Origin of the sequence: Paenibacillus sp. FSL R5-0908 (genome assembly GCF_038006245.1) — a bacterium.
Taxonomy (GTDB): domain Bacteria; phylum Bacillota; class Bacilli; order Paenibacillales; family Paenibacillaceae; genus Paenibacillus_AQ; species Paenibacillus_AQ odorifer.
In genome coordinates, this window is record NZ_JBBOUV010000001.1 from 1,966,056 (window position 1) to 1,978,119 (window position 12,064).

At 47.8% G+C, this 12,064-nt stretch carries 7 protein-coding genes; all 7 read left to right on the forward strand.

Annotated features, from left to right (window positions below; genetic code table 11):
* Window positions 1-24 precede the first annotated feature (24 nt).
* The 7 genes from MKZ09_RS08700 to MKZ09_RS08730 are packed head-to-tail and all read left to right on the forward strand — an operon-like array spanning window position 25 to window position 11,843.
* On the forward strand, window positions 25-1,611 hold the full coding sequence (locus tag MKZ09_RS08700; RefSeq protein ID WP_076138302.1) for an extracellular solute-binding protein: 1,587 nt from the start codon (window positions 25-27) through the stop codon (window positions 1,609-1,611).
* Window positions 1,612-1,662: 51 nt separating this feature from the next.
* The gene (locus MKZ09_RS08705) at window positions 1,663-4,077 is read left to right on the forward strand and encodes a helix-turn-helix domain-containing protein (protein ID WP_081389161.1); all 2,415 of its coding nucleotides are present in this window, start codon (window positions 1,663-1,665) and stop codon (window positions 4,075-4,077) included.
* 29 nt (window positions 4,078-4,106) lie between these two features.
* Window positions 4,107-6,743 carry an exo-rhamnogalacturonan lyase family protein gene (locus tag MKZ09_RS08710; protein ID WP_256719217.1) on the forward strand — a complete coding sequence of 879 codons (2,637 nt, stop codon included), beginning with the start codon at window positions 4,107-4,109 and terminating at the stop codon, window positions 6,741-6,743.
* 27 nt (window positions 6,744-6,770) lie between these two features.
* On the forward strand, window positions 6,771-7,478 hold the full coding sequence (locus MKZ09_RS08715) for a DUF1961 family protein (RefSeq protein WP_232061204.1): 708 nt from the start codon (window positions 6,771-6,773) through the stop codon (window positions 7,476-7,478).
* A 21-nt stretch (window positions 7,479-7,499) separates the two neighbouring features.
* Window positions 7,500-8,309, forward strand: a complete 810-nt coding sequence (locus MKZ09_RS08720; protein ID WP_076205380.1) for a polysaccharide deacetylase family protein — start codon at window positions 7,500-7,502, stop codon at window positions 8,307-8,309.
* A gap of 27 nt (window positions 8,310-8,336) precedes the next feature.
* On the forward strand, window positions 8,337-9,608 hold the full coding sequence (locus MKZ09_RS08725) for an FG-GAP repeat protein (RefSeq protein ID WP_076205378.1): 1,272 nt from the start codon (window positions 8,337-8,339) through the stop codon (window positions 9,606-9,608).
* A gap of 15 nt (window positions 9,609-9,623) precedes the next feature.
* The gene (locus MKZ09_RS08730) at window positions 9,624-11,843 is read left to right on the forward strand and encodes a glycoside hydrolase family 88/105 protein (RefSeq protein ID WP_179089567.1); all 2,220 of its coding nucleotides are present in this window, start codon (window positions 9,624-9,626) and stop codon (window positions 11,841-11,843) included.
* Window positions 11,844-12,064 lie beyond the last annotated feature (221 nt).

Below are 12,064 nucleotides of genomic sequence, written 5' to 3' on the forward strand. Positions count from 1 at the left end.
TTATTCCAATTTGGAGGTATAATAATGGAAGCTAATCGTTCGGTAAAAAAGAAGCGCTGGTTGTTACTTTTACTTGTGGCTATGATGGTTACCACTGTTGTTGCAGGTTGCTCAGGTAATGAATCTGCTGGTTCTAACAGCAAAAGTGAGGGGAGTAGTAATACTGGAGAAGAGAAAAGCGAGTCCCCGCTGGATCTGACCCTCATGCTGCCGATATTCAAAACAAATTATCCGAAGGATGGCAGTCCGGTTGCTGCTGAACTGGAGAAGCAGACCCACACAAAAATCCACTTTGAGTGGGTCCCGAACGCATCTTATGCAGATAAATTTAATATTACGCTAGCTTCTGGGAAGCTGCCGACTATTATCTACGTGGGGGATGTTAAGGCTTCTAGTTTTGTGAACGCTGCCAAATCGGGTGCATTCTGGGAAGTAGGGCCTTATCTTAAGGATTATCCGAATTTAAGCCAAGCGAACCCGGTTATTCTGAAAAACTCGGCTATTGATGGGAAGAATTACGGAATCTATCGGGGGCGTGTACTCGGCCGTAACGGTATGGTTTTCCGTAAGGATTGGTTAGAGAAGGTGGGGCTGCAAACACCGCAGACAGTAGATGATTTCTACAATATGCTGAAAGCGTTCAAGGAAAAAGATCCAGACGGCAATGGTAAAGAGGATACTTATGGCATGGTGCTGGTCAAATGGAGCGGCCAATGGGCCAGCGGTTTTGATACCATTAAGTTATGGTTTGGAACACCGAATAAATGGGGCGTGCAAGATGGCAAGCTGGTGCCTGAGCATGAATATCCGGAATATTTGGAAGCGCTTAAGTTCATGAAGAAGCTGTATGATGAGAAATTGATCAACTCCGACTTCGCTGTGATGGACAGTGCCAAATGGACAGATCCGATCGTGAACAATAAGGCAGGAGTAATCGTCGATGTGGTCGATACAGGCGCCCGGGTGGATGATAAAATTCATGCTGCGCTAGAAAAAGAAGGCAAAGACGAACCGGATAAACATTATGTAGATGTAAGCGGGGGCGTAACAGGTACGGATGGCAAGCTACACACATTGCCGACCTCTGGTTTCTCGGGTATGCTGGCTATTCCAAAATCATCTGTGAAGAGCGAAGAAGAACTGAAACGGGTACTGGCTTTTCTAGATCAAATCAATAATCCGGAATTACAAACGATGTTAGGTTTTGGTTTGGAAGGTACTCACTACACGATGGTGGATGGTTTTATTGAACGCTCCAAAGACACTGTACTTGTGGAGTCAGAAGTGGAAGGCCTAAATCAAATATTGGCCTATATTCCTGAGGATAAGTCCAAGACTGTAGCACAAACACCGCTGCGTCTTAAACAAACTGAAGTTCAAAAGGCAAATGAAGCTTCGATCGTGGTTAATCCGGCAGAGGCCTTTATTTCCACAGTATATTCGCAAAAGGGTGCTCAACTCGACAATGTAATTAATGATGCACGCATAAAGTATATTGTTGGACAAATTGATGAAGCTGAATTGAAATCAGCATTTGACGTATGGAGAAAAACAGGTGGAGATGATTTAGTAAAGGAAATGAACGAATTATACGCTAAGGCTGACCACTAGATCCTTCCTAGTGCTTTTATCCGGCTGGAAAGGATCTGAGGAGCAAAACGAATGTGGTTCGATTGCACTTCAAATTTATCTGATTCGGCTGGTGAGAGCATAGTGATGAGAAATGTGGCGAAATGGAAGCGTTATACAAAAGGCTGGTCAGGCTGTAAAGGCCGGTATTATCGGAAAAACCTGATCATTATGCTGGTGGTGTCATCTATTCCGGGGTTTATTATTGGTGCGCTTGTCTACTGGATGGCAGGGGGACGTCTGGAGAGCGAGCTGTTGCAGATGCATAACAGGCAGATTGAACAGCGGGCGGCTAATATTGATGATCAGCTGTCCAATCTGGAGCTGATGCTGGCACATTGGGCTTTTGATCCCAAGTTTGATTACAGCTTGAATGGCGTTGATTTTATTCAGGATCATGAGCGGGCTTGGGATATTACGAAGACACTCGTAGTGATGCAGGGCTCAAACACGATGACGAGTAACGTTGAACTCTATCTATCGGGAGATCATCCATTACTATTTAATCCCGAATATGGCACGATTGACTCCAACGCGATATCTGGTCAATATGACAGATTAATTGAAACTGAACAAAGCACCTATTGGACGCAGTGGGCATTCGATCCCAATAAACCAAATGTCAAAGAATTAACGCTTGTCCATCATATTCCGGGCGGAAGCTTGAAGCCCTTTGGGGCTCTTTTGCTCCGCATGGATACGGAGAAAGTAGCTGCGATGCTACGAACTATGACACCTTATAATAGCGGCGAGACATTTTTGCTGCAGACGACGGGGGATTTGTACGTATCTGCTGGAGACAGTGCCGAGGATTCTCCCTTACTAACCGCATTGCATAATGAGATTGTGAAACGGGGCGCGAATCAGGAGTCAAATCTTGAGTCCTCTTTTCTCTTCGACTGGGGTAAGGCTACATATGCAGTGACTTATGGTGAGTTTTCCCGACTCTCCGCAGATTGGCTCTATGTGTCCGCTTCACCGATAACCAGCATAACTTCACCTGTCGTCTTCATTTCAAGACTGATATTTTTAGTTAGCTTTAGTGCTTTGCTGCTGGCGGCGATTCTGTCTTGGTTTGCTTCCCGTAAAATCTATTCACCGATAGGACGGTTGCTGCAGACTTTGTTGCCTGACCAAGCAGCGGCTGCGAGTAGGGAGGATGAGTTCATTCTGATTGAACGGCATTGGCAGAACTTGCACGGGGAGAGCCATGCTCTGAAGTACACTCTTTCCGAGCAGCTTCCACATGTGAAGGAAAGCTTCCTGCATCAGCTGTTTCAGGGGTATTTATATTCTTATTCTGAGCAGGATCTGCAAAGCCGGATGCGGCGTTTTAAGTGGGAAGTAGAGGATTGTCATTATATTATTCTTTATATTCAGCTTACAGGCATCTCCAGCCAGGAGGGGAAGTTCCGCAACGGTGATGAAAGTCTTGTATCATTCGCCGCCGTCAATATTATCGGAGAATTGTCTGCCGAGCACTTCAACCAGGCTGATATTATCAATTTCCATGATCTCACGGCAGGATTACTTCTTATCGAACCCGTTGCGAATCCATCGCTGGAAGCGGTGCAAGCCTTTAGCGAAGAACTGACAGGAACGATTAATCGCATGTTAAAAATGAGGGTAACAGTGGCGTTTAGTGCACCGGTTGGAAGGATATCCGGTATTCCGCTAGCGTTCGAGGCTGCGAAGCAAGCCGCTAGTTATCGCCAGTTTGGTGGTGAGAACCAGATTATTAATATGGAGCTACTGGATCGTGAGGGGCAAAGTACGCCTGAACCGCAATATTCGTTCACTTTGGAGCGCGGAATGATTCAGGCCCTGCGCACAGGAGAAGCGGAAGAGGCTTACCGGCTGTTGGAGGAATTTCTGGAGGCACTGTGTGCCAATGGGGCAAAAGTGATTGATGTGCAGCAGGGCATGCTTCATTTGTTAGGCAGTATTCAGCATGCCATTATGGTCTCAGGCATTCATCCAAACCAACTGTTCAAAGGGGCTAATCTGTACGCGGCACTGTCGCAAATTCATGAGCCGAAGCTTATCCTTGCCTGGTTTCAGGAAAAAGTAGTCGCACCGTATCTGACGGAGCTGAGTGAGCGTTCGGATGCCGGAATCAAACGGACGATTGAGCATGCCATGATGTATATCAATGAGCATTATATGGATAATATTTCGCTGGATGGATGTGCGGATTATACAGGGATCAGCCCATTTTTACTGAGTAAATCATTCAAACGGGTCACCGGGAAAAATTTCATCGATTATCTGACCGAATTACGGCTTGATAAAGCCAAGGAGCTGCTGCGTGATACCTCACTGCGAATTAACGATGTAGCTGAACAGGTGGGTTATCAGCATAGCTATTTTAACCGGATTTTTAAGAAACAAGAGGGAATAACTCCAAGCCGCTATAGAGAGCTAAGCCATAATAATGAAGCTCTTTAAAAGTAAAGAGGACGTGCGGCGAAGAACGTATGAAGGAGATGGTTGTTGTGCCTACGGCTCTGCCGATTAGCCTGCATTGGCTAAACAAGCCCGCTATTGATGTGGGTGTTACCTGGGGGGTTCCTTGGAAAAAAGGAGCGCTCGACAGGGAATCGTTAAAGAATCTCTGCTTAAGTATGCCGAAGAACGAAAAGCATATGCCGCTGCAAAGCTGGCCAGCAGCTTTTTGGCCAGACGGGAGCATCAAATGGTCCACGCACTCAGTAGTAAACAAAAATTCGGATATTCAGCAGGATTCCTTAGCGACAATGACAATAAATCAAGCGACTTCAGCTACGGAAGTGACTGAGCGACTAACTGTGCAGGAAACAGAGGAAGCTTTCATTATAGATACAGGTGTTATTATTTGCACGGTTAACAAGCAGGGGAAGGGTCTTATCCGCAGTATTGTGCGCAGAAATCCGGCGGACACGGAAGGAACCGAAGTATGCAGTAGTGGCGAGCTTGTATGTATACGTGAACAGAGGGATGAGGGTGCTGGCACCCTGAGCATACGTGAGGAGCGATTCGCAGGACGAACGTTAAGTGCCATCCTTGAACAAGACGGACCCGTTCGCGCAGTAGTGAAGCTAGAGGGACTCCACCAAGCTTCGCACAGTGCTCGTGAGTGGCTTCCCTATACGTTACGTTTATATTTTTATGCTGGGCTGGAATCTATTCGATTAGTTCATACGTTTCATTATGACGGTAATCCGCAGCAGGATTTTATTAAAGGATTAGGAATAGAATTCACAGTGCCGCTGCGTGGACCGCTACACAACCGCCATGTTCGTTTTGCCGGAGATAGCGGCTTGTTTAGCGAGTCTCCTAAGACGTTGCATACACGGCGAACCAAAGGTAAGTACCGTGATTTATTCGTCGATCAGGTAGCAGGATGTGCTGTGAAATTTGATCCAGAAGAGGATGCCTATTTTCTTAGTTTATTGGATGACTCCGCGACTTGGGGCAGCTTTCGGCTGGTTCAAGATTCTTCCGAGCATTATGGGATCTGGAAGCGGACAGAGGATGGGTGCGCTTGGATCAAGGCAGCAGAAGGCCGCCGGGCAGGTGGGCTTGGTTATGTTGGGGCAGAGGGCGGAGGGCTAGCCGTCGGGATGAAGAATTTCTGGCGTAAGCATCCGGCAGGAATGGAGATTGGTTCCACTGCCACAGACGCGGCAGCTCTTACTGTCTGGTTCTGGTCACCTGATGCGGCAGCTATGGACTTACGGCATTATGATACGAAAACGCATGTGGAATCCTCGTATGAAGGTGCAGAAGAATTACGGGCCACTCCATTTGGTATCGCTAATACTAGCGAGCTAACATTCTGGTGTACGGCACAGACTCCCGGGCCTGAATTGTTGCAGCGGATGCAGGCAGAAGCTGATGAACCTTCATTGCTGGTTTGCGAACCAACTTATTATCATGAAGCGGGTGCTTTTGGTTTCTGGAGTTTGCCTGATCGGAGCACGCCAGCCAAGGCGTATCTGGAAGAGCGGCTGGACGGGATCATCTCCTTTTACAAGGAAGAGATCGAGCAGCGCAAATGGTACGGTTTTTGGGACTACGGAGATTTCATGCACAGCTACGATCCGGTCAGACATGTATGGAACTATGATCTCGGTGGCTGCGCCTGGCAGAATTCCGAGCTGGTGCCAAATATGTGGTTGTGGGTAACGTTTCTCCGGTCCGGGAGAGCGGATGTGTTCCGAATGGCTGAAGCTATGACCAGGCATACGAGTGAGGTAGATGTATATCATTTTGGCGAATACGCCGGACTGGGCTCGCGGCATAATGTCATCCACTGGGGCTGCGGCTGCAAAGAGGCTCGTATCGCCATGGCGGGTCTGCATCGCTACTATTATTATCTGACCGGAGACGAGCGGGTCGGCGATATTATGGACAGTGTAAAGGATGCTGATTATTCAACAGTTACTCTGGACCCGATGCGGGCGTATTTTCCGAAGGATGAATTCCCGACTCATGTTAGGGTGGGTCCGGACTGGGCAGCCTTTAGCTCTAATTGGATGACCCGCTGGGAGCGGTTCGAGGATACCGCTTATCGTGACAAGATTATAACAGGCATGAATTGCATCAAAAGGGCAAATTTATGGCTATTATCTGGTCCCACATATGGTTATGATCCGGCAACTGGCCTATTGTCAGGAATGGGCGACGATAACTGGGGGCGTCATTTAGCGATTAGTATGGGAGGTCCGCAGGTGTGGTTCGAGCTGGCGGCAATGCTGGAGGACCCGGACTGGGAAGATATGCTGGCTGAGTTCGGTGTATTTTATAATTTGCCACAAGAAGAGAAGGACGCATTTACAGGAGGGTTGATTTCAGGAAAACTCCGTTTTGAGCATCCTGTACTCAGCGTAGCCATTGCGGCATATGGAGCATATTACCGCAAGGATCCAGCGACGGCAGAGCGGTGCTGGTCGATTCTGCTGGAGAATCCGTTTGGTTGTGTGAATCTACAGGAGGAAGCTGATCGGGTCACTTATATGACTGAGTTAAATGAGATCGATTGGATGAATACAAATGAAGCCTCGCAGTGGTCTTTAAATACGATTATTGCCTTGGAATTAATCGGTAGTGCTTTAGTGGAACGCGCGAATTAAAGGCTTCATTGTGGGGAGGAATGATTTATGGCTAGGCCGATGCAGGACACGGGTATAGGTGGTTTGATCCCTGAAGCATGGAAACCAATCTACCATAATCCCCTCGCTTCAACTAGTGATATCGCTGGATTCCAAATGGAGGGAGAGGGAGCGGTTTCCTTCCCTTTGCAACGAATGAGACTAGAGAGTACTATCCATGCCGAGGCCGGACAACAAGCAAATGTCGTTCTCTGGTGTCCAGAAGAGTTCCCGGCAGACCTCGCCGTATCTTGGAATTTCCGGCCATTGCGTGAGCCGGGGTTGGCGATTTTGTTTGTAGCGGCCAAAGGAGAGGGTGGGAAGGATTTATTTGATTCCACGCTTGCTCGCCGTACGGGTGAATATGATCAATACCATCACGGGCAGATAGACACGTATCATATCTCGTATTTTCGCAGGCGTTGGGTAGAAGAACGTGAATTTCATACCTGTAATTTGCGCAAAAGTTATGGTTTTCATCTGGTTACGCAGGCAGCCGATCCGCTTCCGGACGTCAGCGACATGACTGAGCCCTACCGGATGTTAGTGGTGAAACGTGGCCCTATGCTGTTTTTTGCAATCAATGAACTGCCGATTTTTACATGGATAGATGATGGTGAAACCTATGGGCCGCTACTGACAGGCGGGAAAATTGGGTTCCGACAGATGGCACCCCTGATTGCTGAATACTCGAATCTGACGGTTTTTGGACAGTAATGCGAAGGAGGCTTCAGATGGATGTCTATTATTTATTATTGTTACCCTGAGGGCAGACATAAGGCGCTTACAATGAGCTATGATGACGGCAGACGGGCTGACGAAAGATTGGTAGGACTATTTAACCGCCATGGGATTAGAGGAACATTTCATCTCAATTCTGGCCTGCTGGGTAAAGGTGATCGTATTACGGCAGATGAAATAACTGAGCTGTACCAGGGACATGAGGTATCTGTCCATACGCAACACCATCCGACGCTGGCCCGTTGTCCGCAGGAGCAAATCATCCATGAGATTATGGAGGATCGAAAGTATTTTGAGACACTGCTCCAGGTGCCGATACGGGGAATGTCTTATCCTAACGGTTCCTTTAACAAGGAGATAAAGAAGCTTTTGCCTCATTTAGGCATGGAATATGCCCGTGTGGTGCAGACCACTGGCGGCGGCTTTGGGCTGCCGGAGGATTGGCTGGAATGGCGGGGGACTTGCCATCATAATGATCGTTTGCTGGAGCATGCGGAGCAGTTCGTGAAACTGCATAAACGGCAGTATTTATATCTGATGTATGTGTGGGGTCATAGTTATGAATTTGATAACGATAATAACTGGGAGCTGATGGAAAGCTTCTGTGAAGCAGTGGGAGGACTAGAGGAAATCTGGTACGCGACAAATATTGAACTCGTTCATTATATGAAGGCTTGTGAAGCCCTTATTATCTCCGCTGCTCGGGATTTTGTATATAATCCGGGAGCGGTATCTGTCTGGCTGGAAATCGACGGTATGATTATAGAAGTAGCAGGCGGACAAACCGTCCGTTTCCCTGAGATCTAATCGAAGAGAGAAGACAGGAGGATTCTAATGAAAACGAAGGACACACAATTAGTCTATCAGCTGGCAAAAGTAGATATTTCCGCTGCCGGTCCACGCTGCAAAATGCTTATTGGCGATCTGAATGGGGATGGACGTGCGGAAATGCTGCTGGTTCAGCCGGATAATCGCCAGGATGTTCGTTATATTCCCCATCAGGTGCAATGCCTGACCGCTTTTGATATGGATGGCAAGCTGCTGTGGCAGGTGGGCACACCTGATCCTGACGCTGGCAGCCAAGGCTCGGACTATCCAGCGCAAATTTATGATATAGATGGTGATGGGGCGCTGGAAGTATTATGTGTAATGGATGGACGGTTTCATATTCTTGAAGGTTCAACAGGAACGGTTAAGTCGATATACGACTTACCTGCTGAACATGCACATGATTGTATTATCATCGCCAATCTAACAGGGCAAGAACATGCTTCCAACATCATTCTGAAGGACCGTTATCATCAACTGTGGGCCTTGGATAAGGATTTCAATTTATTATGGACGCATACAGGCAATGTAGGACATTATCCGTGGGTTCACGATCTTCATGGAAATGGACAGGATCAAGTGATGGCAGGTTATGATCTGCTTGATTCTAAAGGTGATTTATTATGGAGCTGCCACGATCTGGATGACCACGCGGACTGTATTTGGGTTGGCGATGTGAATGGAGATGGTTATCCTGAACTGGTTGTCGGCGGAAGCGTAACGGTGATGTATGACCGGGACGGGCAAGAGCTTTGGCGTTATGACGGTTCCATAGAGTCACAGCATCTGGCGTTAGGCCGATTCCGGCCTGAACTGCCTGGCCTTCAGGTTGCCGGTCTGGACCGAATGATCCGCGAAGATGACGGCAAAGGGCTGAAGGGCAAGGATGCGTTGTTTCTTCTAGACTGTAATGGCAAGGAACTGTGGAAAGAAGAACGTACAACCGACGGTTGGCTGACTATAGTGGAAGCCGTGAGCAACTGGCAAGAGGGTTCTCCGGATTATATTCTCGCGTACCGCCGGGGAGGCGGGGTATATCCTGCTTTGTACGATGGACATATGAGGGTTGTAGCTGAATTCAAGGAGGAAGGTTATGCCGTTCACGGCGATCTTCTGGGATGTGGCAGGGAACAGGTTGTAATTTATAATGATGAGTCAGCAACGGTATATTCAAGCGAGAGGATAGATATTAGTACCTGTGCCTCTGAGAAATCGTTACCTCACCCTAAAAGATTGTACAGCTCGACGCTGTATCCTGGTGGAGAAATAACGGTGTGAAGGAGGATACGCTTAGTGAGTACTTATATTCCAGAATACTTTCCTGATCCTGATTGTATTGCCAAATCTAATGGGGGCAAAATCGAAAATGTACTGGCCACTGTGGCCAGCCGTTTTATCGGTGCCTATCCCCCGCAGCCTCCGGTTTACCGGGTACATTCACAGAGTGGTTTCAACCGGCTCCGCGACTGCCGTTACGATATGAATCTGGAAGAACGACTGCCGGAGCTAGAGGTGGGACAATTCGTATATGTATGGGGAAAGCTGTGGAGTGACAATGAGGTAGAAGCCCCTTTCTCAGTTAGTTGCTACAGTCCAGTTAAGGTTTACATAAATGGACGTCTGGTGTTTAGCTCCAATCTAAATGATGATGTGTTTCCGGACCGGAGGACGTTTTTTCGGGCGGGCATGGATAAAGGCTGGAACCATCTTGTACTGGAGTATGTTGCAACAGGTACAGGTTGCGGAGGGGTTTTTGGAACGGGCAGTGTCAAAGGTGCACCGGTACACTTTCTTACTCCAACGGCGCAGTTAAGCGGTTGTGAAGGTTGGATATATAGTGGACCCCAGCAGACGTCTTGGGCAGCTTGGCTGAAGGCTGAATTCACTGAAGAGCAAATGACTGCTCGCTGCGCTTGGTTTCCGATACAGCAATGGTCGCCACAGGAACAGGCATCTGGCAACTGTTCACGTATATTTGGGGAAAAGCTGGGAGCCAAGGCGTTTGCTTGGTGTAAGCTGGAAGTTAACAGCCTACAGAAAGACGACATTCGTCTGCAAGGTAGCTATCGTGGAATGGTTGAATTCTCTATCTATGTGAATGGGGAACTTGTAGCTGAGCACCAGAACGTGACAGGCATGCTTGATATCCATCTGGAGCTTGGTTATGGACTACATGATCTCGTCGTGGAGTCCGTCTGCGGAGAGGAAAACTGGGGATTTGAACTGGACGTACGGTCTGGTGGTGTTCAGAGTAGTCTCGTGCAACCTTATTCAGTCGAAGGATTAATTGATCCTTGGTTGTACCTTGGACTATTCACCCCGGGGACAGCGCCGAAAGTCTTAGAACTGACCTCTATGGATACTTTATTTGGGGAAGCGGATGAAGTAACCTTTTGGCGGGTGGACCAACCGAATAGCTGGGTTAGGCCTTATTTGGAGAATGTTATGTTTGGGCGCTGGAATTACCCTCTAGGCGTAACCCTGTACGGATTGCTAAGAACAGGAGTAGAGCTTAAGGCTTCCCATTATGCCGAATATGCACAACACCATATTGAGCAATGTACAGGGCTGCATGAATATGCCTTATGGGACCTTGGACGTTATGGCGCTCCAGGCATCAATCATCAGCTGGCGCTGATGGATTCGCTGGACGACTGCGGATCCTTCGGGGCAACGATGCTGGAAGCAAATAAGCTTCGTCCACTACAGGGTGCAACGGAAGCTGCTGCTGAAATTGCCAATTACATTACTAAAGTGCAGAGCAGGCTGCCTGACGGAGCTCTGTATCGGACCAGTGGCACAGTTGATTTCATGCAGCAGACGATGTGGTGTGATGATCTGTATATGAGCACGCCATTTCTAAGCAAATATTATGAATTGACCGGAAATGCTGCTTATCTTGATGATGCGGCGGCGCAGTTTTTACATTACAAGGAGCGGCTGTTCCAGCCGGAGCTTGGCATTATGCATCATGTATATGATTATAAGTTTAATAAACCCAATGGTGTGCCTTGGGGCAGAGGTAATGGTTGGGTGATTTTTTCGCTGACTGAGCTGCTTGAAGTTATGCCTGAGCAACATCCGTTGCGGGCTGATTTGCTTGATTATTTCCGTGAGCTTAGTAAAGGCTATCTTAAGCTGCAAGATGAGCATGGCTTATGGCATCAAGTGTTAACAGATCCTGAGTCCTATGCAGAGGCTTCTTGTACCTCTATGTTTATTTATGCTTTTGCTAGAGGCGTCCGCTGCGGTTGGCTGCTGGAACCAGAGTCATACGTAACCTCTGCACTCCACGGCTGGAGCGGCTTAACCCGTCATTGTATTGACAAACAAGGCAATGTTTACGGTGTCTGCCGCGGTTCGGGTTATTCGTTTAACAAACTGTATTATAAAGATGAATTGACCTGGCAATTAAACGATACACATGGGATTGGCATCGTGCTGCTGGCCGGAATTGAGGTTCACAGGCTCGTACGAGATTTGGAAATGAAATCACATAACGAAGCAAAATGAATGGCATGATGAGGAATGAAACGACCGTATTAATCACAAAATGCCAGCGGAGCAGCGATTCTCCATTAGTGGGGATCGCTGCTCTTGTTATGCGTTACAGTGCTGCTTAAACCCCCGGCCCCCCTTGAAAACGCCGATTACTCCTGCTAGACAAAGTTATGCGGACTCAGATGACGTTATTTGCAGATTAATCGCCTTTTGAGGCCATTTCCGGACTCCAG